Origin of the sequence: Streptomyces sp. NPDC004609 (assembly GCF_042873655.1) — a bacterium.
Lineage (GTDB): Bacteria > Actinomycetota > Actinomycetes > Streptomycetales > Streptomycetaceae > Streptomyces.
Genome location: NZ_JBIALS010000036.1, coordinates 35240 through 59861, shown reverse-complemented (window position 1 = coordinate 59861; position 24622 = coordinate 35240). Strand labels below are relative to the sequence as shown.

Annotated in this window: 22 protein-coding genes; 13 read left to right on the top strand and 9 right to left on the bottom strand. The window is 73.0% G+C overall.

Going from position 1 to position 24622, the window contains the following annotated elements; genetic code table 11:
* Positions 1 to 29 precede the first annotated feature (29 nt).
* Positions 30 to 887, top strand: a complete 858-nt coding sequence (map, locus tag ACFYT4_RS29000) for a type I methionyl aminopeptidase (protein ID WP_389275299.1) — start codon at positions 30 to 32, stop codon at positions 885 to 887.
* Positions 888 to 1031: 144 nt separating this feature from the next.
* A complete protein-coding gene (locus ACFYT4_RS28995; protein WP_389275296.1) occupies positions 1032 to 1685 on the top strand; it encodes a heme oxygenase (biliverdin-producing) in 654 nt (217 codons plus the stop codon).
* A gap of 160 nt (positions 1686 to 1845) precedes the next feature.
* Here the strand turns inward: ACFYT4_RS28995 and ACFYT4_RS28990 are convergent, their stop codons facing one another.
* From ACFYT4_RS28990 to ACFYT4_RS28980, 3 genes are all read right to left on the bottom strand, one after another.
* Positions 1846 to 2589, bottom strand: a complete 744-nt coding sequence (locus ACFYT4_RS28990) for a PhzF family phenazine biosynthesis protein (RefSeq protein ID WP_389275293.1) — start codon at positions 2587 to 2589, stop codon at positions 1846 to 1848.
* Positions 2590 to 2750: 161 nt separating this feature from the next.
* The gene (locus tag ACFYT4_RS28985; protein WP_389275290.1) at positions 2751 to 4301 is read right to left on the bottom strand and encodes an HtaA domain-containing protein; all 1551 of its coding nucleotides are present in this window, start codon (positions 4299 to 4301) and stop codon (positions 2751 to 2753) included.
* A 40-nt stretch (positions 4302 to 4341) separates the two neighbouring features.
* Positions 4342 to 5736: an HtaA domain-containing protein gene (locus ACFYT4_RS28980; RefSeq protein WP_389275287.1), complete on the bottom strand. Its 1395-nt coding sequence runs from the start codon at positions 5734 to 5736 to the stop codon at positions 4342 to 4344.
* 301 nt (positions 5737 to 6037) lie between these two features.
* Between ACFYT4_RS28980 and ACFYT4_RS28975 the strand changes: the two genes are divergently transcribed.
* From ACFYT4_RS28975 to ACFYT4_RS28945, 7 genes are all read left to right on the top strand, one after another.
* Entirely contained in the window at positions 6038 to 7051 is a 1014-nt protein-coding gene (locus tag ACFYT4_RS28975; protein ID WP_389275359.1) for a hemin ABC transporter substrate-binding protein, read from the top strand.
* Positions 7052 to 7488: 437 nt separating this feature from the next.
* Positions 7489 to 8715 (top strand): FecCD family ABC transporter permease, encoded by a 1227-nt coding sequence (locus tag ACFYT4_RS28970; RefSeq protein WP_389275356.1) that lies wholly within the window; start codon positions 7489 to 7491, stop codon positions 8713 to 8715.
* A complete protein-coding gene (locus ACFYT4_RS28965; RefSeq protein ID WP_389275284.1) occupies positions 8712 to 9542 on the top strand; it encodes a heme ABC transporter ATP-binding protein in 831 nt (276 codons plus the stop codon). The genes ACFYT4_RS28970 and ACFYT4_RS28965 overlap by 4 nt, the downstream gene beginning before the upstream one ends.
* Positions 9543 to 9727: 185 nt before the next feature.
* Positions 9728 to 10864 carry an iron uptake system protein EfeO gene (gene efeO / locus ACFYT4_RS28960; protein WP_389275281.1) on the top strand — a complete coding sequence of 379 codons (1137 nt, stop codon included), beginning with the start codon at positions 9728 to 9730 and terminating at the stop codon, positions 10862 to 10864.
* 12 nt (positions 10865 to 10876) lie between these two features.
* On the top strand, positions 10877 to 12316 hold the full coding sequence (efeB, locus tag ACFYT4_RS28955) for an iron uptake transporter deferrochelatase/peroxidase subunit (RefSeq protein WP_389275278.1): 1440 nt from the start codon (positions 10877 to 10879) through the stop codon (positions 12314 to 12316).
* 112 nt (positions 12317 to 12428) lie between these two features.
* Positions 12429 to 13478, top strand: a complete 1050-nt coding sequence (gene efeU / locus ACFYT4_RS28950) for an iron uptake transporter permease EfeU (protein WP_389275275.1) — start codon at positions 12429 to 12431, stop codon at positions 13476 to 13478.
* Complete coding sequence (locus ACFYT4_RS28945; protein ID WP_389275271.1) at positions 13396 to 14355, top strand: hypothetical protein; 960 nt, start codon at positions 13396 to 13398, stop codon at positions 14353 to 14355. The genes efeU and ACFYT4_RS28945 overlap by 83 nt, the downstream gene beginning before the upstream one ends.
* Before the next feature lie 417 nt (positions 14356 to 14772).
* Here ACFYT4_RS28945 and ACFYT4_RS28940 read toward each other — a convergent pair whose 3' ends face one another.
* Entirely contained in the window at positions 14773 to 15543 is a 771-nt protein-coding gene (locus ACFYT4_RS28940; RefSeq protein ID WP_389275268.1) for a bifunctional DNA primase/polymerase, read from the bottom strand.
* Between the two features lie 472 nt (positions 15544 to 16015).
* The gene (locus tag ACFYT4_RS28935) at positions 16016 to 16621 is read right to left on the bottom strand and encodes a TetR/AcrR family transcriptional regulator (protein WP_389275266.1); all 606 of its coding nucleotides are present in this window, start codon (positions 16619 to 16621) and stop codon (positions 16016 to 16018) included.
* 310 nt (positions 16622 to 16931) lie between these two features.
* Here ACFYT4_RS28935 and ddaH point away from each other — a divergent pair, with 310 nt between their 5' ends.
* The gene (gene ddaH, locus ACFYT4_RS28930; protein WP_389275263.1) at positions 16932 to 17756 is read left to right on the top strand and encodes a dimethylargininase; all 825 of its coding nucleotides are present in this window, start codon (positions 16932 to 16934) and stop codon (positions 17754 to 17756) included.
* A 614-nt stretch (positions 17757 to 18370) separates the two neighbouring features.
* Here the strand turns inward: ddaH and ACFYT4_RS28925 are convergent.
* The 3 genes from ACFYT4_RS28925 to ACFYT4_RS28915 all read right to left on the bottom strand — a co-directional run bounded on the left by ACFYT4_RS28925 (position 18371) and on the right by ACFYT4_RS28915 (position 21138).
* A complete protein-coding gene (locus ACFYT4_RS28925) occupies positions 18371 to 18499 on the bottom strand; it encodes a universal stress protein (RefSeq protein WP_389275261.1) in 129 nt (42 codons plus the stop codon).
* On the bottom strand, positions 18496 to 19524 hold the full coding sequence (locus ACFYT4_RS28920) for a small ribosomal subunit Rsm22 family protein (RefSeq protein ID WP_389275258.1): 1029 nt from the start codon (positions 19522 to 19524) through the stop codon (positions 18496 to 18498). Before ACFYT4_RS28920 ends, ACFYT4_RS28925 begins: the two co-directional genes overlap by 4 nt.
* A 243-nt stretch (positions 19525 to 19767) precedes the next feature.
* Positions 19768 to 21138: a multidrug effflux MFS transporter gene (locus tag ACFYT4_RS28915; RefSeq protein ID WP_389275255.1), complete on the bottom strand. Its 1371-nt coding sequence runs from the start codon at positions 21136 to 21138 to the stop codon at positions 19768 to 19770.
* Positions 21139 to 21415: 277 nt separating this feature from the next.
* On the opposite strand from ACFYT4_RS28915, the gene ACFYT4_RS28910 reads away from it, so the two are divergent.
* Positions 21416 to 21796: an aldo/keto reductase gene (locus ACFYT4_RS28910; protein ID WP_389275252.1), complete on the top strand. Its 381-nt coding sequence runs from the start codon at positions 21416 to 21418 to the stop codon at positions 21794 to 21796.
* A 10-nt stretch (positions 21797 to 21806) separates the two neighbouring features.
* A complete protein-coding gene (locus tag ACFYT4_RS28905; RefSeq protein WP_389275249.1) occupies positions 21807 to 22556 on the top strand; it encodes an SDR family oxidoreductase in 750 nt (249 codons plus the stop codon).
* Between the two features lie 285 nt (positions 22557 to 22841).
* Here the strand turns inward: ACFYT4_RS28905 and ACFYT4_RS28900 are convergent, their stop codons facing one another.
* Positions 22842 to 23591, bottom strand: coding sequence for an SDR family NAD(P)-dependent oxidoreductase (locus tag ACFYT4_RS28900; RefSeq protein ID WP_389275246.1), 750 nt, complete (start codon positions 23589 to 23591; stop codon positions 22842 to 22844).
* Positions 23592 to 23639: 48 nt separating this feature from the next.
* Between ACFYT4_RS28900 and ACFYT4_RS28895 the strand changes: the two genes are divergently transcribed.
* Positions 23640 to 24602 (top strand): helix-turn-helix domain-containing protein, encoded by a 963-nt coding sequence (locus ACFYT4_RS28895; RefSeq protein ID WP_389275243.1) that lies wholly within the window; start codon positions 23640 to 23642, stop codon positions 24600 to 24602.
* Positions 24603 to 24622 lie beyond the last annotated feature (20 nt).

The following is a 24622-nucleotide window of genomic DNA, read 5'->3' as shown; positions in this document are numbered from 1 at the left end:
CCCCACACACGCTGGTTAGACTCGCTGGCATGTCTGGCCAGTCGCTGCTCGTACCCGGGGAGCTCTCTCCCATCCGCTCCGTTCCCGCCTCCATCACGCGTCCCGAGTACGTCGGGAAGCCCGCACCGGCCCCGTACACCGGGCCCGAGGTGCAGGACTCCGAGACCGTCGAGCGCATGCGCGTCGCGGGCCGTATCGCCGCGCAGGCGATGGAGGAGGCCGCGAAGCACGTCTCCCCGGGGGTGACCACGGACGAACTGGACCGGATCGCACACGAGTTCATGTGCGATCACGGAGCCTACCCGTCCACCCTGGGCTACCGGGGGTTCCCCAAGTCGCTGTGCGCCTCGGTCAATGAGGTCATCTGCCACGGCATTCCCGACTCCACGGTGCTGCGCGACGGGGACATCGTGAACCTCGACGTGACCGCGTACATCGGCGGCGTCCACGGGGACAACAACGCCACGTATCTCTGCGGCGACGTGGACGAGGAGTCCCGGCTGCTGGTGGAGCGGACGCGGGAGTCGCTCAACCGGGCGATCAAGGCCGTCAAGCCGGGCCGGCAGATCAATGTGATCGGGCGGGTCATCGAGTCGTACGCCAAGCGGTTCGGCTACGGCGTGGTGCGGGACTTCACGGGGCACGGGATCAATTCCTCGTTCCACTCGGGGCTGATCGTCCCGCACTACGACGCCGAGCACGCGACGACCGTCATCCAGCCGGGCATGACCTTCACGATCGAGCCGATGCTGACCCTCGGGACGTACGAGTACGACATGTGGGACGACGGCTGGACGGTGGTGACCAAGGACCGGAAGCGGACGGCCCAGTTCGAGCACACCCTGGTGGTCACGGACACCGGAGCGGAGATCCTCACGCTGCCCTGAGACCCCAGGGGCCCCGGAGGTTTTACCGACAGCCCGTCGGGAACGTATTGACTTAGGTAAGCCTAAGTAGGAAGAATCGGTGTTGGCAACAGTCATGCGCCGCTGCCGTCCGCTCCTCGTCCTTCCGTTCCCTGGAGGTCCGCCTTGGACGCCACCCCCTTCTCCACCCTGATCCGTGTCGCGTCGCACGAGCAGCACACCGAAGCGGAGACCTCCCCCTTCATGGGCCATCTGCTCGGCGGCCGGCTCGGCGTCGAGGCGTACGCGCGCTACACCGAACAGCTGTGGTTCGTGTACCGGGCGCTGGAGGAGGCCGCGCAGCGGCTGGAGGACGACCCGGTCGCCGGGCCTTTCATCCGGCCGGAGCTGATGCGCACCGCCGAGCTGGAGCGCGATCTCGCGCATCTGCGGGGCGACGGCTGGCGCGACTCGCTGAGCCCGCTGGCCGCGACCACCGCGTACGCCGCGCGGGTCGGGGAGTGCGCGCGGACCTGGCCCGCCGGGTATGTGGCACACCACTACACCCGCTATCTCGGCGATCTCTCCGGCGGCCAGATCATCCGCGACAAGGCGGAGAAGACCTGGGGCTTCGCTCGTAAGGGTGACGGTGTGCGGTTCTACGTCTTCGAGCGGATCCCCAACCCCGCCGCCTTCAAACGGGGTTACCGCGAGCTGCTGGACGCGGTGGACGCGGACGACCTGGAGAAGCAGCGGATCATCGACGAGTGCCGGCGCGCGTTCGACTTCAACGGCGCCGTCTTCCGCGAGCTGGGCGCGGAGTTCCCGCTCAGCGCCTGAGAGCCCCGCGCGGTGCCGGGCCGGGAGCGTCCGGGGGCGGGGGCTCCCGGGGGCGGCTCGGCTGATCCGGCTCCCGGGGGTCCGGCTCGACCGGCCGGGCCCCGGGGGCGGCTCCCGAGGCTCGGCGCCTGGAGCGTCCGGGTGCGTCCGGGTCCCGGGGTCAGCTCATCGCCTTGAGTGCCTGGGCGACGCTCAGCCTGCGCCGGGGCACCGCGGCCGGAGGGGGCACGGGCACCAGCACCGGGGCCGCGGCGGCGAGACGTACGCGTCCGCCGATCTCGACCTCGCCGTCAGGGCCGGGGGCGGTCAGGATCTGTGACCCCCGGCCCTGAGTGATGTTCAGGGCGCGGCCCAGCCCGTCGGTGAGCAGCAGCGCCGCCGAGCCGGTGGCCTCCTCCTCCACGATCGGACCGTCACGGCGGGGGAAGGCACGCGCCCTGACACGGCCCGCGGCCTCGTCCTCCCACGCCCAGGCGTAGAGCCGGCCCTCGCCCGGGGGCGGCACAGGCAGCGCGTCGACCTCGTCGGGGGTGGCGTACTGCTCGATCACGGTCGGCGGCGCCCAGGGGGCGTGTGCGGTGATCCAGGTGAACTCCCCGTCGTTGCGGGCCCACACCGGCCCCGCCTCGGGGTTCAGCTCCTCCAGGTCGAGCAGCCAGGCCGCCCCGACCAGCGGATGCCCGGCGAACGGGAGCCGCAGACCGGGGGCGTGGATGTCGACGACCCCGCGCTCGGGGTCGTCGACGAAGACGGTCCGGCTGAAGCCGAGTTCGGCGGCGAGCGCCTGCCGGGACTCCTGGTCGGGGTGGGCACGGGGGTCTCGTACGACTCCGAGGGCGCTGCCGTGCCGCCCGTCGGCGCCGCAGAAGACGTTCAGCACATCGAGTGCGGGGCGTTCGTTCACCCCGGCATTGAAGCACCAGCCGGGCCCGGGCGCGCCCGTCGGCCGGATACCGTCGGCCACGCCACAACGACGGGCCCGCACCGGCGTGTTCGGTGCCGGTGCAGACCCGTCGCAGGACCGCAGTACGGTCGATCCGCCCGCAGAGCGTCCGCGGGTGCGCGTCAGCCCTGCACGGACCTGCGGCGGCGGGTCGCGAAGACCACACCGGCGCCGGCCGCCGCGATGCCCGCCGACGCCGCGAGCAGCGCGGTCGTCGGGACACCGGCACCCGTGGCGGCCAGGGAGCCGCCCGTCGAGCCGCCGCCGCCGACGGAACCGCCGACCGAGCCGCCCGTGGTGCCGCCCCCGCCCGTGGAGCCGGCCGTCCCGCCGGTGGAACCGCCCGAGCCGCCCGAGCCGCCGGTGGAACCGCTGCCTCCGGAGGCGTCGGGCAGCCGGACGTTCTTGTCGAGGGCCGCCGAGACGTCGAGCGTGTCCAGAACCGTGCCCGTCTTGTACATCCCGCCGAACGCCTTGACGCCGTCCGCCGTGAGCGTGGCCGGGACGTCGGTCAGCGTGACGACCTTCTTCTCGGCCTTGAGGGCGCCCGCCGGGACCTTCAGCGAGGCGACGCCGAGGTCGTTGTACGTGGCGACCTTGCGGCTCTCCTGGTCCTTGGTGCTGACATCGGCGAGCAGGGTGCCCCGGGTGCCGTCGACCCGGACCTTGAGGTCGCTGAGCCTGAGGTCGAGGACGTACTCGCCCTTGTCGAGGTGGCCGAGGAAGCGGACCGAGCCGTCGAAGGAGACCGAGAGGGTCTTCTTCCCGGCGTCGAAGGTGCCCTTGCCCCGGGGAAAGCGGAACCCGGCGGCGTTGTCGGCCGCTCCGCCCGCGACCTCGATCTTCCCCTGGGCGAAGCCGGTGGTGACGTACTCGCGGAAGCTCTGCTTGACGCCCCAGTCGAGATTGCCGTCGAGGACGCCGGCCGACGTGCCGGCCGGCTTCTCGGGCTTCTCCGGCCTTTCTGGCTTCTCGGGCTTCTCCGGCTTCTCGGGGGTTTCGGGATCCGGTTTTCCGGCCTCCGCCTTCACCGTGAGGGTGACCGGGTCCAGGACCTGCCCCTTCTGGTACATGCCGTTGAAGGCCGTGGCGCCGTCGGCGGTGAGCGTCGCGGGGATGTCCTTGAAGACCATCGCGCCGCCCTGGCCGGTGGTGGGCGTGGTGGCCGACAGATCCAGCACGGCCAGGTCGATGTCGTCGCGGGTCGTGCCGTTGAGGGTGACATCGGCCTTGACGCTGCCGCTCTTGCCCTCGGTCACCAGCTTCAGATCGGCGACCTTGACGCTGTAGCCGTGGGCCGTGGAGACGAAGGTCACGCTGCCCTTGAAGGCGGTGTCGACGATGTGCTTGCCCATGTCGTACGTGCCGGTGCCGCCCGTGAAGGTGAACGGGCCGTTGTCCGGGGCCTGCCGGGCTCCGTCCGCGACCTCGATCCGGCCCTTCGCGGCTCCGGTCACATAGGTGCGGAAGGTCTCCTTGAAGCCCCAGTCCAGCGTGCCCTCCTTCAGTGTGTAGGGCGCCCGGGGCGCGCTCGGGCCGGCTTCGGCGGCCCCGGAGCCGCCGGACGGGCCACCGGTGGAGGCGACCGCCGGGACGGCGAGGGCGGTGGCCCCGAGCACGACCGCGGTGGCGGCCGCGGCGGCGATCGACAGGGGACGTCTGGGTACTGCCATGAGGGTCTGCTCCTAGAGGGATGGATCCGTCGTTCCCGGATCAGCTGTTCGCGGCCGTACGGCGACGGCGTACGGCGTACAGGGCGATCGCCGCGGCGAGGAGCACTCCCGCTCCCACGGCGATGTACGTCCCCGTGGGGGAGGACGAGTCGGAGGAGTCCGCGGCGGTGACCGCGTCGGCGGCGGGCGTGGCCGAAGCCGTCGGCCCGGTCGCGCGCGGGGCGGGCGTGGCATCACTGCCCAGGTCCGGCAGGGCGGGCAGCTTCGCCTTCTTGTCCACGGTCACGGCGAGGGAGACCGGGTCCATCCCGGTGCCCGCCTTGTACATGCCGCCGAACGCCGCGGCGCCGCCCGCCGTGAGGGTGGCGGGGGCCTCGGTGAGCGCGGCGAGCCCGTTCTCCGGCGCGAAGTCCCGCGCCTCGAAGGTGATCAGCGGGACGGCCTTCCTGGTCGTGCCCTTGCCGACGACATCGGCGCTGAGCGTGCCCTTGCCGCCGGTCACCTTCGCGGTGACCCGGGTGAGCGTCAGATCGAGCCGCTCACCGGTGAAGCGGACGGATCCGGCGAAGGCCGCGTCGAGGCTCTGCCTCCTCGCGTCGTAGGTGCCCTTGCCCTGCGGGAAGCGGAAGACGGCTCCGCCGTCCTGCGCGCCGCCCGAGAGCGTCCACTCCCCCTGGGCGATGGAGCCGGTGACGTACTCGCGGAACGTGCGGCGCACGCCCCAGTCGACGGCGGCGTCCTGGAGCCGGCCCGCCGTGGCGGGCCCGTCGTTCCCGGCGGCCGGCGGTTCGGCGCTCCGGCCGGGCCGCTCGGCGGCGAGGTCGACGCTCAGGCTGATCGGGTCGAGCGGGGTGCCGGCGGTGTAGAACCCGGCGAACGCGGCGGCTCCCTGCGACGTCAGCGTCGTGGGAATGCCGTTGAGGGCGATGGGTCCTGAGCCGCCCCGCATGTTGACGCCGGAGAGCTGGAGCGACGCGAAGGGGACCTGGGACGAGGAGGTGACCTTTCCGGTGCCCCTGGCCCTGCTGACCATGTCGGCGTAGAGAGTGCCCCGGCCGCCGGAGACCTTCACGGTGGGGCGGCTGATCGCGAGGTCCAGCTCCTGGGTGCCGTCGGGCTTGCGGTGGCCGGTGAAGTGGACCCCGCCCGCGAACCGGGCCTCGAAGGCGCCGGTGGCCGGGTCGTACGAGCCCTTGGCCGAGTGGAAGCGGAACTGGCTGTTGCCGACGGTGGCCGCGCCCGAGGTGAGCCGCCAATTGCCGTTGGCTATCGGCCCGGTGACATAGGTCTGGAAGGAGGACTTGAGTCCCCAGTCGAGCCTGCCGCCCTGGACCGTACGCTCGGCCGCGTGGGCGGCACCGGCCGGGAGCAGCGCTCCGAGCAGGGCCGCGAGCAGCACGACGGCCGGCACACGGACAGGTCTGAACGGCGGCATGGGTCTCTCCCGGGGTACGACGACGAGGCGGCTCACGGCGCAAGGGCCTGGCCAGCAAGGTAAGGCTAACCTAAGCTATGTTCGCCGAGGTCGGTAGCCCCGCGACCCGGTTCCGGCCGGACCCGCCCCCGACGACGGCGCCCCTGTCCCCACGGCGGGCGCCCCTGTTCCCTCCCGACCTCCCGACCGCACGCCACAGAACGACAGGACGGTGCTCCCGGTGCTCTCGCAGCCCTCGCGGCCCTTGGTGCTCTCGACGCGCTCGACGCGACCCCGGTGCGGAACCCGCCCGGTACCCCGCCTGCTGCCCCGCCCAGTTCGCGGGGTTCTCGCCGCGCTCGCCCTCGCCCTGGCGGCGACCGGCTGCGGGGGCGGCGACCCCGCCTCCCCGGGCGGGAAGGGCCCGGCCGCCTCCGGTTCCGCGCCCGCGGACCGGGTCGAGCCGCTGGAGGGCGCGCCGAAGCCGCGGCTGCCGGTGACCGTGGACTCGGCGGACGGCAAGCCGGTCACGGTCACCTCGACGGACCGGATCGTTCCGCTGTCGGGGTCGCTGAGCGAGATCGTCTTCACGCTCGGCCTCGGCGGGCAGGTCGTGGCCCGCGATGTCACCGCGACCTTCGAACAGGCCGACGACCTCCCGGTGGTGACACGGGGACACGACGTCTCGGCCGAGAGCGTGCTGTCGCTGAAGCCGACGCTCGTCCTCGCCGACACCACCACCGGACCCGCCGAGGCGGTGGCCCAGATACGGGACGCGGGCGTCCCGCTCGTCACCGTGAAGGCGGCGAAGAGCCTGGCGGACGTGGGCACCCGGATCGACGCGGTGTCCGCGGCTCTGGGTGTCCGGGCGGCCGGGGACGAGCTCAAGAAGCGTACGGAGTCCCGGATCGCGGCGGTCCAGAAGGACATCCCGGAACCCGGGGAGGGCAAGAAGCCCCGGGTCGCGTTCCTGTATCTGCGGGGCTCGGCCTCCGTCTATCTGCTCGGCGGCGGCGAATCCGGTGCGGCGTCCCTCCTGGAGGCGGCCGGTGCGGTGGACGCGGGCAAGGAGTCGGGACTGACGAAGGACTTCACCGCCATCACCAGCGAGGCCCTCGCCAAGGCGGCGCCCGACGCCATCCTGGTGATGACCAAGGGCCTCCAGTCGGTCGACGGCATCGACGGCCTGGTGAAGATTCCCGGCGTCGCCCAGACCCCGGCGGGCATGGACCGCAGGGTCGTCTCGATCGACGACGGTGTGATGCTCAACTACGGCCCCCGTACGGACCAGGTCCTCAAGTCCCTGGTGGACCAGCTCTACGCGAACGGCGGCTGACGATGGCGACACATGTGCGCCCCCGCGCGCAGGAACCTTCCGGCGAGGACGAGCCGGTACGGGACCGCACACCCCGGACCGGGCCGGGCACGGACCCGACGGCGGCAGGCGCGGGTGCGGCTGCGGCTGCGGCTGCGGGCGGTGGGAGCGCGGAAGGGGCCGGGGGCGGCGGGACCGCTGAGGAGGCGGGCCCCGGGAGCGCGACCGGGGCCCCGGGGCCGGACCGCGTTCCGGGCGGCGCCCCGGGAGCGGCCGCTGTGCCAGCGAGCGGAGCCGCGGAACCGGACCGGACGGCGGCGGACCGTGCGGCGGCGGACGGCGAGACAGCGGACCGTACGGCGGCGCCGCGCGCGGCAGTGGCCGCCGGGCCGGGGGCGGACCCGGCGGACCGCCCCGCCCGGCCCCGTACGGCGGAACTCACCGCTCCCGCCGGGCCGGTGACCACGGGCCGGGAGGCCACCGCGCCGGTACCGCCCGGCGCGGACACGGCAGCCCGCGCGGGCGTTGGTACCGCCGCGGATACGGGAGCCGGCACGGGTACGCGTACCGCCGCGGGCGCCGGAACCCGTGCGGGTACGGGAGCCACCGCGGGTCCGGGGGCAGTCGCCACGGGCGAGGGCGCCCCGTCCCGGCGGGCGCGCTCCACCGCGTATCTCCTCACCCTCGCGCTCGTCGGCGCGCTGCTCGCCGTCTCACTCGTCTCGGCGGGCTACGGCGCGTACGACATCCCGCTCGGTGACGTCATCGCGTCCGTCCAGCACCGGACGGGGCTCGGCGGGCAGCCGCTCGACCGGGTCGGGGAGAGCGTGCTGTGGAACGTACGTCTCCCCCGGGTGGTGCTCGCGCTGCTGGTCGGGGCGTCCCTGGGATGCGCGGGCGCGCTGATGCAGGGCGTCTTCGGCAATCCGCTCGCCGAGCCGGGGATCATCGGGATCTCGGCGGGCGCCGCCGTCGGCGCGGTCTGCGCGATCGCGCTCGGGCTGAGCTTCCTCGGGAACTGGACCGTCACCGTCTGCGCGTTCGTCTCCGGCCTCGCGACCGTGCTGCTGGTGTACGCGATGTCACGGTCGGGCGGGAAGACGGAGGTCGTCACGCTCATCCTCACCGGTATCGCCGTCAACGCGTTCGCCGGGGCGCTCATCGGACTGTTCGTCTTCTTCGCCGACAACGCGCAGATCACCCAGATCACCTTCTGGCAGCTCGGCTCCCTCTCCCAGGCGACCTGGCCCAAGGTGCTCGCCGTGCTGCCCTGCGCCGCCCTCGGACTGGTGATCGCGCCGCTGTACGCGCGCAGGCTGGATCTCCTCGCCCTCGGCGAACGGCCCGCCCGCCATCTGGGGGTGGACGTCGAGCGGCTGCGTGTCGTCCTCGTCCTGGTGGTCGCGCTGCTGACGGCCGCCGCGGTCGCCGTCGCCGGGATCATCACCTTCGTCGGGCTCCTCGTACCGCATCTGCTGCGCATGATGAACGGCCCGGTCCACCGCTTCCTCGTCCCGGCGAGCGCGCTGGGCGGCGCGCTGATGCTCGCGGCCGGTGATCTCGCCGCCCGTACCGTCGCCGAGCCCGCCGAGCTTCCGCTCGGTGTGCTCACCGCCCTCTTCGGCAGCCCCTTCTTCTTCTGGCTGCTGCGCAGGACCCGTCGCAGGCAAGGTGGTTGGGCATGAGAACGCTCTTCGGGATCCGCCGGCGCGAGCTGCCCGGCAGGCCGCTGCCCGGCGAGGTGCTGGCCGAGGCGCACGGGCTCCGGGTCCGGCTCGGCGGCCGGGAGGTCCTCGCCGGGATCGGCCTGTCCGCCCGCGCCGGCGAGGTGCTCGCGCTCGTCGGGCCCAACGGCGCGGGCAAGTCGACCCTGTTCGCCGCGCTCTCCGCCGATCTCCCCGCCGACGGGGGTTCCGTACGGATCGCGGGCCGCCCGGCCGCGCGCTGGACCCCGGCCGAGCTGGCCCTGCGCCGGGCCGTGCTGCCCCAGTCCGCCACGCTGTCCTTCCCCTTCCCGGTGGAGGAGGTCGTACGGATGGGGCGCGCCCCCTGGTCCGGGACCGAACGGGAGGAGGAGGACGACGAGGCGGTCGCCGGAGCCCTGGCCGCCACCGAGACGCAGGAGTTCGCGGACCGGCCCTTCTCCGCGCTGTCCGGCGGCGAGCGCGCCCGGGTCGCCCTGGCCCGGGTACTCGCCCAGCGGACCGCGCTGCTGCTCCTCGACGAGCCGACCGCCGCGCTGGATCTGCGGCACCAGGAACTGGTGCTCCGGATCTGCCGTGCGCGCGCGGCCGGCGGGGACGCCGTCGTCGTCGTGCTCCACGATCTCGGGCTCGCCGCCGCGTACGCGGACCGGGTCGCCGTCCTCGACGGCGGCCGGATCGAGGCCGAGGGAGAGCCCTCGGCGGTCTTCGGCGGCGAGTTGCTGAGCCGGGTCTACCGGCAGCCCGTCGAGGTCTTCCCGCACCCGCGCTCCGGCGCTCCCGTGGTCCTCCCGAAACGGACGTTTTGACCGCCGCTTGACCGGGCCATGGGCGCGGCATGGGCGCCTCGTGACCCCCCTGTTTCCGGGCCCGTTGCTTGAGGTCCACATCACAGCGAAGGCGGGTTTCGGTCAGGTAAGCCTCGGTTAAGTTAGGTCCGCCTCACCACTTCGGCAGCGGCCTCGGGGCCGCCTCTCTTCTCCGTGGAGTCCGTATGCGAGTCCGTCTCTCCGTCCTGACCGCCGCCGCGGCGGCGGTCGCCCTGACCGCCGTCACGGGCTGCGCCGAGAAGGCCGACGGCAAGAGTGGTGACGGCGCCGTACGGGTCACCGCGGAGGACGACTCCTGCGAGGTGTCGAAGAAGGACTTCCCGGCGGGCCATGTGGAGCTGGACATCGAGAACAAGGGCTCCAAGGTCACCGAGGTCTACATCCTGTTCCCCGACGACCGGATCGTCACCGAGCGCGAGAACATCGGCCCCGGCACCCGGGCCCGGCTCACCGCCGAGGTGAAGGCGGGCTCGTACGAGATCGCCTGCAAGCCCGGCATGAAGGGCGACGGCATCCGGCAGAAGGTCACCGTCACGGGCGGCAAGGCGGCGCGGCGGAGCCCGGAGATGGACGCCGCGGTGGCCGCGTACCGGAAGTACGCGCAGGCGCAGGCCGACGAGACCCTGCCGAAGGCGAGGGTGTTCACGGACGCGGTCAAGGCCGGGGACGTCGAGGCGGCGAAGAAGGCGTACGCGCCCTCCCGCATCGGCTGGGAGCGCACCGAGCCGGTCGCCGAGTCCTTCGGCGACATCGATCCGAAGGTGGACCTCCGCGAGGACGGCCTGGAGAAGGGCCAGAAGTGGACCGGCTGGCACCGTCTGGAGAAGGCCCTGTGGCAGGACCGGAGGATCGGCCCCGAGGAGAAGGCCCTCGCCGACACCCTGATCAAGGATCTGACCGACTGGCAGAAGAAGGTCGGTACGGCGGAGATCACCCCGACCTCCATGGCGAACGGCGCCAAGGAACTGCTGGACGAGGTCGCCACCGGCAAGGTCACCGGTGAGGAGGAGCGCTACAGCCACACCGACCTGGTCGACTTCAAGGCAAATGTGGAGGGCGCGCAGAAGTCCCACGAGCTGCTGAAGCCCGTCGCGGTCAGGAACGACCCGAAGCTCGTGGCCGAACTGGACCGGCAGTTCACGGCGCTGAACACCCTGCTGGACAAGTACCGTGCGAACGGGACGACATACGACTTCGTCTCGTACGACACGGTCGGCAAGGCGCAGCGCAAGGAACTGAGCGACGCGGTGAACGCGCTCGCGGAGCCGCTGTCGAAGCTGGCCGCGGCCGTGGTGAAGTAGGGAGTACGGAAGATGTCCGAGCCCGATACGAACCGCAGCACGGACAACACGGGCCGCACGGAGCCCGCGAACCCCACAGGGCCCGCGGACCGCACGGAGCTCGCGAACCGTACGGACGAGGTGGACCGTACGGACAGTACAGGTGGCACGGGCGGCGGTGATGGCGGTCACGGCGGTCACGGCCCGGACGGCGGCGCCCGCGGTGAGGAGCCGGGCGGCCGGAGCCGCAGGCCCTCGCGGCGGGCGGTGCTCGGGTGGGGCGGCGCGGGGCTGGTCGCAGGCGCCTCCGTCGCGGGAGGGACCGCCGCCGCGCTCGGCGGGCGCGACGGTGCCGCCACCGCCGCCCCTGCCGGTGCCGCGGTGCCGTTCCACGGTGTCCACCAGGCCGGTGTCGCCACCGCCGTACAGGACCGGCTGCACTTCGCCGCCTTCGACGTCCGTACGAAGGACCGGGCCGAACTGGTCGCGCTGCTGCGGGAGTGGACCCGCGCGGCCGAACGGATGACGGCGGGCCTGGCGGTCGGCGGGGGCGCGTTCGGCGGGCTCGCCGAAGCGCCGCCCGACGACACCGGGGAGGCCCTCGGCCTCAAGCCGTCGCGGCTGACGCTGACGGTCGGGTTCGGCCCGTCGCTGTTCGGCAGGGGCCGCTTCGGGCTGGAGGGCAGGCGACCGAAGGCCCTCGTCGAGCTGGAGACCTTTCCCGGCGACCGTCTCGACCCGGCCCGCAGCGGCGGCGATCTGTGCGTCCAGGCGTGCGCCGACGACCCCCAGGTCGCGGTGCACGCGATCCGCAACCTGGCCCGTATCGGCTTCGGCAGGGTCGCGGTCCGCTGGTCCCAGCTCGGGTTCGGCAAAACGTCGTCGACGACCCCCGACGAGCAGACCCCGCGCAACATGATGGGCTTCAAGGACGGCACCCGGAACATCTCCGGCACCGACACCGCCGAGTTGGACAGGCATGTGTGGGTGGCCGCGGACGACGGGCCGGCCTGGCTCACCGGCGGCTCGTATCTGGTCGCGCGCCGGATCCGGATGAACATCGAGACCTGGGACCGCACCTCGCTCCAGGAGCAGGAGGACATCTTCGGCCGGGACAAGGGCGAGGGTGCCCCGGTCGGCAGGGCGAAGGAGCGCGACGAGCCGTTCCTTCCGGCCATGCTGCCGACCGCGCACGTACGGCTCGCGCACCCGGACACCAACGGCGGGGCGAAGATGCTGCGCCGCGGCTACTCGTTCACCGACGGCACGGACGGGCTGGGCCGGCTGGACGCCGGGCTGTTTTTCCTCGCGTACCAGCGTGATATCGACAAAGGCTTCGTGCCGGTGCAGCGTTCGCTGGCCGCGCGTGATGTCCTCAACGAGTACATCCAGCACGTGGGTTCGGCGCTGTTCGCGATCCCGCCGGGCGTCCGCGACAGGGACGACTGGTGGGGCCGGGCGCTGTTCTCGTAGCGGCCCCGCACCCGTGGCCGTATCCGCTCCCGTGGCGGTCCGTGGCCGTATCCGCTCCCGTGGCGGGTCCCGGCCGGCACGGGCGGCCCGCACCCCACAGAAAGGACCCGCCGTGTTCGGCAACTATCTGATCGGCCTGCGCGAGGGTCTTGAGGCCAGTCTGGTCGTCTGCATCCTCATCGCGTATCTGGTGAAGACCGGCCGACGTGACGCGCTCCGGCCCGTCTGGACCGGTATCGGCGTCGCGGTCGCCCTCTCCCTCGGCTTCGGCTTCGCCCTCGAATTCGGCTCGCGGACGCTGACGTTCGAGGCGCAGGAACTCCTCGGCGGCACCCTGTCGATCCTCGCGGTCGTCCTGGTGACCTGGATGGTCTTCTGGATGCGGCGCACCGCACGGCATCTCAGGTCGGAGCTGCACGGCAAACTGGACGCCGCCCTGAGGATGGGCACGGGCGCGCTGGTCGCGACCGCCTTCCTGGCGGTGGCCCGCGAGGGGCTGGAGACCGCGCTCTTCGTATGGGCGTCGGTACGGGCGGCCACGGGTGACAGCGGGAGCGGGCAGCCGCTGATGGGGGTGCTGCTCGGCATCGCGACCGCGGTCGTGCTCGGCTGGCTGTTCTACCGGGGCGCGCTGCGGATCAATCTGGCGAAGTTCTTCACCTGGACCGGCGGCATGCTGGTGATCGTGGCCGCGGGTGTGCTCGCGTACGGCGTCCACGACCTCCAGGAGGCCCGTTTCCTCGGTGGTCTGGCGAACAAGGCGTTCGACATCAGCACCACGATCCCGCCGGACAGCTGGTACGGCACGCTCCTGAAGGGTGTTCTCAACTTCCAGCCCAACCCGACCGTCCTCCAGGTCGTGGTCTGGTCCCTGTATCTGATCCCCACCCTCGCGCTGTTCCTCGCCCCGGTAGGGTTCGGTCGTTCAGTCGGGGGCGTGGGGGGCAAGGAGAAGGCGACCGATGGAAAGGCCGATACGGGTGGGAAGTTTGAACCGGCGGCGGGGCCGGTCGCGGGGGCGGACGGCGGAGGCGGTGGCGCCGCTGTGCCGCAGGCGCGCGGTGGCGGCGCTCGTGACGATGACGGCGCTGGCCCTGACGGCGAGCGGGTGCGTGACGGTGCACGGGGAGCGGGCGGTCGTCCCGGCGGCGACGAAGGCTGAGGCGGCCGAGGCGCTCCGGGAGTTCACCGCCGCGTACAACGCCGCCGACAAGGCGTACGACCCGGCGCTGGACGCGGACCGGGTCACGGGGGCGCTCGGCGCGATCAACCAGGCCGGGCTGAAGTCGCGCCGCACCAACTTTCCCGGCGGCAATCCGCGGCATGTGCCGCTGGAGCTGACGGACGCGAAGTTCACGATCCCGAAGAAGGCCGGCTGGCCCCGGTACTTCGTCGCGGACGCGGACCCCGGAAGCACGTCGGGCCGGGGCGGTGCGAACGAGCGCTGGCTGCTGGTCTTTCTCCGCGGCGCCCCCGCGGACGTGTGGAAGGCCGCGTATCTGACGGTCCTGCCCGCCGACCGGGTGCCCGAACTGGAGACGGACGACGACGGGTTCGCCGAGCCGGTCCCCCCGGACGCCACCGGGCTGGTGAGCGCTCCGGGCGAACTGGGCAAGACGTACACGGCGTTCATGCAGACCGGTGAGCCGAAGCTGTTCGTGGACGGCCCGCACACCTCCGGCTGGCGTGACGCCCGCAAGAAGTCGTCGAATCTGCCGGGCATCTCCACCCAGTGGATCGACCAGCCCCTGGACACCGGCGACTTCGCTCCGCTCGCGCTGGCCACGGAGGACGACGGGGCGCTGGTCTTCTTCACGATTCGCAACTACGAGCGCCAGACGGCGGCCAAGGGCGTACCGCTGAAGATCCACCCGGATGTACGGCCGCTGCTGACGGGGAACGCGACGTCCACGATCACCAAGGAGCGGGTCTCCAGCCAGGCCGTCCTGGTCCCGCCGGCGGGCGGGTCCGGCCCGGGCGGCGGCAAGGTGGAGGTGCTCGGGCGCCTCGCGGGTCTGACGACGGCGAAGGGCGGCTGACCGCCGGCTCCACCGCCGCCCGGGCGCACCGGCGTCCGGGCCCACCGGCGGGCGAGGGCGCCCGCGGCGAGGAGGGTTTCCGGAGTGCCTCCGAGGCTGTTCGGCTGCCGGCCGGACGCCGCACCGGACCGGACGGTGGTCCGGTGCGGTGGGCCGGTGCGGTGGGCCGGTGCGGTGGGCCGGTGCGGTGGTCCGGTGCGGTGGGCCGGTGCGGTGGTCCGGTGCGGTGGGCCGGTGCGGTGGTCCGGTTCGGTGGGCCGCCCAGCTTGCTGCGCAGCCGGCCGCGCGGCTTTCCGTACGGACCCGGGACGGCGTACGGCGGTCCGGTGGGGGCCTCGGTGCGGGCCTCGGTGCGGGCCTGGGTGGCGGACTTCAAGCGGTTGAGGGCGGGCCGCCCCGGAGAGGCGGCCCAGGGGGTCAGCGGTGGAGCGGCCAGGCCGCCTCGTGCGGGTCGAGCAGCTCGTGCTCTCCGGCGTACCGGGCACACGCGTCCGTGAGGGTCTCCAGGAGCGTCAGCGGGTCCGGCAGCGGATGCTCCGGCCCGCGTACCCACGCGACCACATGGTCACGGTCGCCGGGGAGCAGGGCCGGGGGTACGAGGACGTAGCTGCCGCGGCAGTGCCACCGCAGCCCGGGGTGCTCGTCCATGGTCTCGGGATGGCAGTCCAGTTCACAGGGCCACCACTCGTCCTCGTCCTCGGGCGTGCCGCGGGTGGCGGTGAAGAACAGCGACCGCGCCTCCTCGCCCTCGCCGCCGGACTCGGCGACCGGACCGACGTCGATGCCCCGTTCCAGAAGCCGTTCCAACGCGCTGCGGCCCGCTTCCAGCGGTACGTCCAGCACATCGTGGACCATGCCGGTCGCGGTGATGAAATTGGCGTGCGGCTGCCCCTGCGCCCAGCGCTGGATCTGGGCGGGGTCGGTGGTGGACTGCGTCTGCCAGGCGAAGGAGACGGGGTGGCGGCCGGGCGTCGGACACCCGATGCGCTCGCACGAACAGCGGTAGGAGACGGGATACGCGGCGGGCGCGAGCGGCAGGCCCGCGGCAGCGGCGGCAAGCAGCAGATTCTCGCGGCGGGAGTCGTCCGGCTCGGTGTCCTTGGGGCGCCGGCGCAGCCACTGGGTCAGCCGGTTCTCCCGGGGGAGCCTGTTCTCCGTGCCGCGGTAGCGGCCTTTACCGTCGCCCATCTATCCCCTCACACATCACGCTCGCCCCTCGCGGTCACTGCCATGGTCCCACCATCCTGCTCCCCGGGTGTCCACAGTCCTCAACCGGGGGGTCCATCGCCCCGTTCCGGACACCGGGGTGCACGTGGTACGGAATACTGCACCGCCCGTGACCTGGGGGTCCGCCCACTCGGGCACGGTGACGGCGTCAACGGGGTCCCGGGGGGAGTCACGGGGGGGGGTGCGGGCGGGGCGCGGGACCCGTCGGGGGGGGCGGCCCGAGGGACCCGTACCGGCGGGGGCGGGGTCAGGCGCGGGGTGGGGATGGGGCACGGGGTGCGCGGGCCAGGGCGGGGCGGAGGGCTGGTGTGCCGGGGCAGGGTGGGGGCTGGTGTTGCGGGGCGGGGCCGGGAGGCCGTGCGGGCTTGTGGGAGAGGGCGGGAGGGGCGCGGGACCCGTCCGGGGGCGGCCCGGGGGGCGCGTACCGGCGGGGTCAGGCGCGGGGCGCGAGGCCGTGCAGGGCGTACTCGACGAGAGTGTCGGCGTACTCGTGCGTCAGCGGGAGCGTCCGCAGCAGCCAGCGATGGGTGAGCGGCCCGATGAACAGCTCGACGGCGATACGGGCGTTGGTCCCGGCACGCATCTGGCCCACGGCCTCCGCGGAGCGCAGCCGCCGGATGTACGCCTCGATCTGCGGTTCCATGAGCTTCTCGACGAACTGCGCGCCCACCTCCGCGTCCACCACACCGGCGGCGGCGAGCGCCCTGCTGGGGCCCTCGTGGGCGGGGTCGTTCAGCTCGTCGACGGTGGCACGCAGCACCAGCCGGAGGTCGGCCGCGAGATCCCCGGTGTCGGGCAGTTCGGTCCCGCCCTCGGAGGTCTGTGCGGCAAGATCGAGAAACGCCTCCAGCAGCACGGCGGCCTTGGACGGCCACCAGCGGTAGATCGTCTGCTTGCCGACGCCGGCGCGGGCCGCGATGCCCTCAATGGTCGTACGGGTGTAGCCCACTTCGGTGACGAGGGCGAGGGCGGCCTCGTAGATCGCGCGCCGGGAGCGTTCGCTGCGGCGGCGGGAGTCGGGGGTCCTGGTCTCGGCCATGGCGCCCAATCTACCAAGGGGTGAGCCGAGACGTCTCGTCTCATGGAAGGGGGGGGCGCGGCAACCCCTTTTCCGAGACGTCTCGTCTCACTGAACGCGGTGACTTCTCTTCCTGCGTCCGCCCGCCCGGAAGGCCCCTCGCCCCGCTGTTGCGCGGGCATGGCTACGGTTTCGCACAACGCAACGCGGCCCCCCTTCCGTACAAAACGACGAACCCCCCGTCGCCTCCCTGCACAACGGCCGATTTGGCCCCACCATGGCTGCACGCACACCCGCGTATCCCTCTGTACTCGTATGTGAGGAGCCCTCATTGCGCTCATCGCTTCGTGAGGCATCGCCGCGCCGCTTTCTGATGTGCCCACCCGCGCACTTCAAGGTGACGTACTCCATCAACCCATGGATGGATCCGGCGAAGCCCGTCGATCTGCCGCTGGCCATGACCCAGTGGGAGGACCTGCGCGACCGCTACACCGCGCTGGGCCACACCGTCGAGCTGCTCCGGCCGCGACCCGGCCTGCCCGACATGGTCTTCGCCGCCAACGGCGCGACCGTCATCGACGGCCGGGTGCTGGGCGCCCGGTTCGCCTTCCCCGAACGGGAGCCCGAGGCCGCGGTCCACCTGGAGTGGTTCCGCGCCGCCGGATTCACCGAGATCCACGAGCCCGTCCACATCAACGAGGGCGAGGGCGACTTCGCCGTCACCTCCTCGTACGTGCTGGCCGGGCGCGGCTTCCGCTCCAGTCCGCTCTCCCACGACGAGGCACAGGAGTTCTTCGGCCGGCCCGTGATCGGCCTGGACCTGGTCGACCCGCGCTACTACCACCTCGATACGGCGCTGAGCGTCCTGGACGACACGGCGGACGAGATCATGTACTACCCAGGCGCCTTCTCCCCGGGCAGCCGCGCGGTCCTGGCACGGCTCTTCCCCGACGCCCTGATCGCCGGGGAGGCCGCCGCGTCCGCCCTCGGACTGAACGCGGTGAGCGACGGCCGCCATGTGCTGCTGCCGCAGGCCGCCGTGGGGCTGTTCGAGCCACTGCGGGACCGCGGATACGAGCCGATCGGGATGGACCTGGGCGAGCTGCTGAAGGGGGGCGGCAGCGTGAAGTGCTGCACTCAGGAGCTGCGTGAGTGAGGTGAGTGACGGGCGGGGGCCCGGCGGGCTGTGAGGCCGGGCTGTGATGCCTCGTGGGTCCGTCTCCCCCGGAGTCCGTCCGGGGGAGACGCCTGCCGGGGGCCTTCCGTGGGGCTGCGGGGTGAAGGGTGGCGGACGGGGACTGGGGGACGGGCGGTGGGTGGGTCGGGGGCCGGGCGGGCGGGGTCCGGGCGGGCGGGAGGCAGGGGTTCGTATGGATCGTGCTCGGCCGGGGGCCGTGGGAACGTGGTCCGGACAGTGAACGACGCGCGCCTTTGTTTTGTGGCTCCCTCTCCCCCAGACTCCGTCCGGGGGGACCCCCACCGGGGGCCTTCAGTGTGTGTCGACGGTCGATCGTGCTCGACCGCTCGTTCCTCGCGGCCTCCGCGCGTTCTCCCTTTCGACACCCACGGCCCCCTTCGGCTCACTCACCAGGCACAAGGCGTGAGGGGGACGGTGGAGGCAGCCACAACCCGGGTGGGAAGGGCGGAGGCGGCCGGAACCGGTGGGGACAGGCAGGCTCGGCAGCCACGGCCACCTTCGTCACCCATCAGGCTCACGGGGCGCAGGAGGCCTTGGGGGAACGAGAAGGGTGGGGGAACGGGGGAGGCGGATCAGTGGTCGGGGCCGCGGACGACGACCGCGGGGCAGGGGGCGTGCTGGGTGCAGTGCTGCGCGACGGAGCCCAGGACCACCCCGGTGAACCCGCCGTGGCCACGGCTGCCGATGACGCTGTCCGTCACGGGCGCGGGGCGTCGGGTGCCGGGGCCTCGGGCGGAGGCCACTGTTCGCCCCAGGTGACGTCGCGGGACGCCTTGTAGAGGGGGCCCAGGCGTTTGGTGACGGTCTCGCGGCGCAGTCCGTCGTCGGCGGTGCAGAGGTCGAGCAGGACCAGGCCCTTGCGGATCTGCGGCTTGCGGGTGATACGCGCGGGGGCGGGCCGGACGGGGAAACGGGTGGCCACGACATAGCTGAACTTCTCGTCCTCGTACGCCAGCGACCCGCCCTTGACCTGGCGGTGCAGCGAGGAACGGCTGACCCGCGCCGAGAAGTGGCACCAGTCGGCGCCGGGAGCGATCGGACAGGCGTCGCTGTGCGGACAGGGCGCGGCGATCGTCAGACCGGCTTCGACGAGGCGGTCGCGGGCCTCGATGACGCGGGCGTAGCCGTCGGGGGTGCCGGGCTCGACGATCACCACGGCGCGGGCCTCACGGGCGGCTTCGGCGACCAAGGCGGCGCGGTCGTTCCCGGTCAGTTCCTTGAGGACGTACGAGATCGTGACGAGATCAGTGCTCTCGATCCGGAGCGCCGAGCTGATACGAGAACGCTGCCAGCGGGCGGCGCGGAGCGCGGGCACTCCCGAGGCGGCCGCCAGCTCCCGGCCCAGCGCCAGCGCGGGCTCGGCCCAGTCCAGAACGGTGGTCAGCGGCGCCGGGTCCGCACCCTCCCACGCCTCCGCCACGGCCCAGCTCGCCGCGCCCGTGCCACCGCCGGCATCGGTGTGGGTGCGCGGCACCCACTCGGGCGCCGCGTCCCGGAGCGCGCCCAGCGCGCACCGTACGGCCTCGAAGGTCGCGGGCATCCGGTAGGCGGCGTACGCGGCGACATCGGACCGGTCCCGCAGTACGGGCGCATCGGTCGGGGTGTCCCCGCGGTAGTTGACGATCAGCCGCTCGACGGCCTGTGCGGCCTGCGTGGGCGGCAATCCGTCCAGCAGCGCGGCAAGTGCGCCACGCAGGGCTTCGGCGGTGGGAAGACTGGCGTTCACCGAGAGATTCTAGGCCGAGCGGGGCCGGTCCCGGGAATGTGAGCGCTGCTCACCGGCGCGAGCACAGGTCGTCGAGCCGAGCGGTGTTCACCAATGTGAGCACTGCTCTCGCGCACGAGCACCGCTCCGGTGAGCACCGCTCCCAACCGCGAGCACAGGTCGTCGAGCCGAGCGGCGTTCGCCAACGCGAGCACCGCTCACCGCCGAGATCGGCGCTCCCCACCTCCCCCACCCGGAGTGGCCTCAGCCCGCAACCCCCCGCCGGCGGCTCCACGGCCTGCGCAGGAGCAGGAAGCAGCTCGCCGCTGCCAGGGCACAGATCAGCTGGACCACGGCCATGGGGACCGCCGTCGTCTCGCCCGCGATACCGACGAGCGGGGAGGCGACCGCGCCGATCATGAAGGACGAGGTGCCGATCAGCGCCGACGCAGACCCCGCCGCATGCGGGGTGCGGGTGAGGGCGAGCGCGTTGGTGTTGGGCAGCACCAGGCCCATCGCCGACATCAGGACGAACAGCCCCGCCGAGACCCCGGCCAGGCCCACGTCGCCGAACACCCCCGCGGTCATCAGCAGCAGCGCCGTCGCCGCGAGGACGATGACGGCCAGACCGAGCCCGAGGACCTTGTCGAGGCTGGCCCGCCCCACCAGCACCTTGCCGTTGAGCTGGCCGACCGCGATGAGGCCGATGGAGTTGACGCCGAACAGGAGGCTGAAGACCTGCGGGGACGCCCCGTGGATCTCCTGCACCACAAAGGGCGACGCGGCGATGTACGCGAACAGCACGGCGAACGCGAGGCCGCCCGTGAGCATGTAGCCCAGGAAGAAGCGGTCCGCGAGCAGACCGCGCATCGTGCGCAGGGCCTCACCGACCCCGCCGCCGTGCCGCCGGGCCGGTGCCAGCGTCTCCGGCAGCCACCGCAGTACCACCAGCGTGAGCAGGATCCCCACGACCGTCAGCACGGCGAAGATGCCGCGCCAGTCGGTCACCCGCAGCACCAGCGCGCCGATCACCGGCGCGATGATCGGCGCGACGCCGGAGATCAGCATCAGGGTGGAGAAGAACCGGGCCATCTCCACGCCGTCGTACAGATCGCGGACGACCGCTCGGGCGATGACGATGCCGGCCGAGCCCGCCAGTCCCTGGACGAGACGGAAGGCGATGAGCAGTTCAGTGGTGGGGGCGAAGGCACAGATCGCGGTGGCGACGACATAGACGGCCATCCCGGCCAGCAGTGGACGGCGGCGCCCCCAGCGGTCGCTCATCGGCCCGATGACCAGCTGTCCGAGCGCCATACCCACGAGGCAGGCCGTCAGCGTGAGCTGAATCGTCGCGGCGGGCGACGCCAGCGACTCGGTGACGGCGGGGAGCGCCGGAAGGTACATGTCCATGGAGAGCGGCGGAAGCGCGGTGAGGCCGCCGAGTACGAAGGTGACCACCAGTCCCACGCGACGGGCCGCCGCCACCGGCGCCGTAACAGCCGACGAGCCGGCACCCGGCGCCCGTCCCCCACCCGCACCCGCACCCGCACCCGCACCCGCACCCGCAGCGTCCCGTGGCTCCGAAGCCGTTATGGGTCCTTCTCCACCCGCGGGGCCGCTGTCCGGCTTCGGCATGACCTCTCCATATCGTTGAACGGTCTCCTATATTCGCAGCTCTCCCGGAGGGGTCGAGTCCCTTTCGAGCCCCGCGGGTACTCCGCCACGAACGACCGGTGCCGCCGCGCGGTGAATCGGTTCGCCGGGACCGGGCAATTGCGGAACCTGCTGAGGTAGTTCCGCGAATTCCGCGCCGGAGCACCGGACTTGCGGAAGTAATACGCGATCCCTCCGTGCCGCCAGGGAGTTCTCCTACCGTCGCCCCCCTGAAAGACACCACGGGCAGCAAGGAAGAATGCGTTCATTCGCATCCGCAGACGACCACGATCGGTGGGGACCTTCCGGTGCGGCGCCTGGGGTTCGCCCCTACCGGGAGGGGCTGGTGATCTCCACCAAGGTGGGCGTCACGCGGCCGTCGCCGTCCGAGTGGGTGCCGCTGGGCCGCCCCGAGTACCTCAAACAGCAGGCGGAGCTGAGCCTTCGGCGGCTGGGGGTGGAACGGCTGGATCTGCTGTCCGGTGCGGTGCAGCGCGAGGCGGAGGTCCGCAGCTCGTACGCGCCGTACTCGCGCGGTCCGACAACGCAGGGGGCACCACCCCTGCCCGCAGGGCTACGAGGGGAGAAGTGCCGTGGCCGGGCGTCGCAGGCCGGTGAACGTTCCCGGTCACCACACTAGGCTGCGGCGCATGAGCAGGGGAAAAGTCGCGGTGGTGACCGGTGCCGGTTCGGGCATCGGCCGGAGTGTCGCCCTCGTCCTGGCGGACGCGGGCTGGTCCGTGACGGTGGCGGGCCGCAGAGCGGAGGCGCTGGAGCAGACGGCGTCGGCGGCGGGCGGGCGGATGCTGTGCGTCCCCACCGATGTGACCTCCCCGGACCAGGTGACCTCGCTCTTCGCCGCGGTCCGGGAGCACTTCGGCCGGGTCGACCTGCTCTTCAACAACGCGGGGGTCCCCGGCCCGGGCGGCGTCCGCTTCGAGGACATCCCGTACGAGGAGTGGCGTGCTGTGGTCGACGTCAATCTCACGGGCGCGTTCCTGTGCGCGCAGGCGGCGTTCCGCGCGATGAGGGACCAGTCGCCCCGGGGCGGCCGGATCATCAACAACGGTTCGGTCTCGGCCCATGCGCCGCGCCCGCGGTCCGCCCCCTACACCTCCACCAAGCACGCGATCACCGGTCTGACGAAGTCGCTGTCGCTCGACGGCCGGGAGTACGGGATCGCCTGCGGCCAGATCGACATCGGCAACGCGGCGACCGAGATGACCCGGCGGATGGAGACCGGGATCCTCCAGGCACACGGCGAGGTCGCGGCGGAGCCGGTGATGGACGCGACGGATGTGGCGCGGACGGTGCTGCACATGGCGGAGCTGCCGCTGGAGGCGAATGTGCAGTTCGTGACGGTGATGGCCACGGCGATGCCGTACATCGGCCGGGGCTGAGCCCGGGGCGCCCGCCCCCGTACCCGAGCGGGCCGCGTCACCCGAAACCCCCACCCCCGACCGGCCGCGCACCCACGAACCCGAACCCGCCGGGTATCCGCACCCGAACCGGCCCCGCACCGGCCGGGTACCCGAACCCACCCCGGGGCAGGCGGACTTCCCGGCAGCGGCGGTGAACTCCCTCTCCCCCGCCCGGCGGAAACCGGCCGGATCGCTCGGCCGGGAGACTGACCGGCCGCTCCCGGGTCCCGCGCCACCCCCGCCACCCCCGCCGCGTCGCGCCGTTCAGGCGTCGCGCAGGATGCGTTTCCCCACCGGCGGCGCGACCCGCAGCAGGGCGAGCAGCGCACGGGAGGCGCCGACGGCGACGACGTCCCGGCCCCGGTCGATCCCGCGCAGGATCGCGCCCGCCGCCGCGTCCGGGGAGAGCTTCCGCGCCGGTCCCTCACGGCCCGCCGTCATACCGGTGTCCACGAGCGGGAGCACCACCTCCTGGACGCGTACCCCGGGGGTGTCCCGCCGGGCCTGGTGGCGCAGGGACTCCAGCAGGATGTGCACTCCGGCCTTGGTCGCGCAGTAGACGGGGGCGCTGCGCTTGGGCGCGTACGCGAGACCCGAGGTGACGGCGACGAACGCGGCGGGCGCCGGCGAGGCACCGAGATGGGGCCAGGACGCGGCGGCGAGTTCGGCGACCGAGGTGAGGTTGACCGCGATCTCCTCCCGCGCGCGGGACAGGACCTCGGGCGCGGGGCCGGACGTCAGGGGCGTCGGGTACTGGACGCCGGCGTTGGCGACGACGACGTCGAGACCGCCGAGCCGGCCCGCCGCGAGCGCGACGACGCGTGCGGCCTCGCCCGGCACGGACAGATCCGCCCTCCACGCGTGCACACCCCCGGCACCGGCGCGCGCCACCGCCGCCGTGTCCCGGCCGCAGATCGCCACACGGGCGCCCCGGCCGGCCAGGGCCCGCACCAGCGCGGCCCCGACGCCGCTGGTACCGCCGGTGATCAGAAAACGTGCTCCCCGCATGTCCATAGCGCCACGATTCCGCCCGCCCCGGACGGCCGCTTGTACGATCGCGCCATGGCACCGTCGGCGGACATGGAGCGGAACGTCCATCCCGCGATGGTGCGCGCCGTACTGCGGGCCCTGCGCACGGACACCGCGCGTGCCGGATCGGCCGAGGACGTCGCGGAGCGCCTGCTGGCCGCGGGAGCGCCCGTCCCCGAGCAGCTGCACACCCGGCTGCTCACCGCGCTGTACGCGAGGGGCCGGCCGGCCGTGCGGGACGCGGCCCGGCATCTGCTGGACCGCCCGCGGGACCCGGTCGTCGAGGCGCTGATGGCGAGTGCGGGGCTGCCCGGGCTGGTGTCGGCGTCCCGCCTGGCCGAGCGGTGGTTCCACGTGGGCCACACCACCGACGTCGCGGTGGACGGCCGCGCCCTGTCCGTGCGTCACCGGGCCCACCTCGGCCGCTCTCCCCAGCTCCCCGAGACCCTGTTCGTGTGCGCCGTGTACGAGGTCTTCACGGGCGCGGTCACCGGGAGCGCTCCCGCGGTGCGGCTGATCGGCGCGGACGGGGCGGTGCTCCCGCCCGCCGCCGCGTGGCGGAGCCCGGCCCCGTCGGTGGTGGGCTGGCGGCTGGAGTGGGGCCCGGAGGGGCCCGATCCCGCCGCGCCCGAAGCGCGTGATCCGGTCGGCACCGTACGCCAGTGGGTCGCCCTCGACCCCGCGCGTTCCTGGCGGCTGGCGGACGTGGCGGGCGCTCTGGGGATCGCGCCCCGCTCACTCCAGCGGCGTTTCACCGAGGCCGGTACGACCTTCCGGGGCGAGGTGCTGACCGTCCGGCTCGACCTCGCGTGCCAGCTCATCGGCCGCACGCGGCTGCGGCTCGCGGAGGTCGCCGCGGCGGCCGGGTTCACGGACCACGCCCATCTCACGCACCGGTTCCGCGAGCGCTTCGGGTGTCCACCGGCGCGGTCGCGCCCGGCTTTGGCGGATGTCCCGCGCGAGCGGGCCCCGGACTTCGGTGCCGGAACCTCCTGAGGGCCCGCGGGAAGGGGCGG

Coding starts and splice junctions, on each gene's coding strand:
- map (WP_389275299.1), top strand. CDS start 30: ATGTCTGGCCAGTCGCTGCTCGTACCCGGGGAGCTCTCTCCCATCCGC.
- ACFYT4_RS28985 (WP_389275290.1), bottom strand. CDS start 4,301: ATGGCAGTACCCAGACGTCCCCTGTCGATCGCCGCCGCGGCCGCCACC.
- ACFYT4_RS28980 (WP_389275287.1), bottom strand. CDS start 5,736: ATGCCGCCGTTCAGACCTGTCCGTGTGCCGGCCGTCGTGCTGCTCGCG.
- ACFYT4_RS28965 (WP_389275284.1), top strand. CDS start 8,712: ATGAGAACGCTCTTCGGGATCCGCCGGCGCGAGCTGCCCGGCAGGCCG.
- efeO (WP_389275281.1), top strand. CDS start 9,728: ATGCGAGTCCGTCTCTCCGTCCTGACCGCCGCCGCGGCGGCGGTCGCC.
- efeB (WP_389275278.1), top strand. CDS start 10,877: ATGTCCGAGCCCGATACGAACCGCAGCACGGACAACACGGGCCGCACG.
- ACFYT4_RS28945 (WP_389275271.1), top strand. CDS start 13,396: ATGACGGCGCTGGCCCTGACGGCGAGCGGGTGCGTGACGGTGCACGGG.
- ACFYT4_RS28940 (WP_389275268.1), bottom strand. CDS start 15,543: ATGGGCGACGGTAAAGGCCGCTACCGCGGCACGGAGAACAGGCTCCCC.
- ACFYT4_RS28935 (WP_389275266.1), bottom strand. CDS start 16,621: ATGGCCGAGACCAGGACCCCCGACTCCCGCCGCCGCAGCGAACGCTCC.
- ACFYT4_RS28915 (WP_389275255.1), bottom strand. CDS start 21,138: ATGCCGAAGCCGGACAGCGGCCCCGCGGGTGGAGAAGGACCCATAACG.
- ACFYT4_RS28910 (WP_389275252.1), top strand. CDS start 21,416: ATGCGTTCATTCGCATCCGCAGACGACCACGATCGGTGGGGACCTTCC.
- ACFYT4_RS28905 (WP_389275249.1), top strand. CDS start 21,807: ATGAGCAGGGGAAAAGTCGCGGTGGTGACCGGTGCCGGTTCGGGCATC.
- ACFYT4_RS28900 (WP_389275246.1), bottom strand. CDS start 23,591: ATGGACATGCGGGGAGCACGTTTTCTGATCACCGGCGGTACCAGCGGC.
- ACFYT4_RS28895 (WP_389275243.1), top strand. CDS start 23,640: ATGGCACCGTCGGCGGACATGGAGCGGAACGTCCATCCCGCGATGGTG.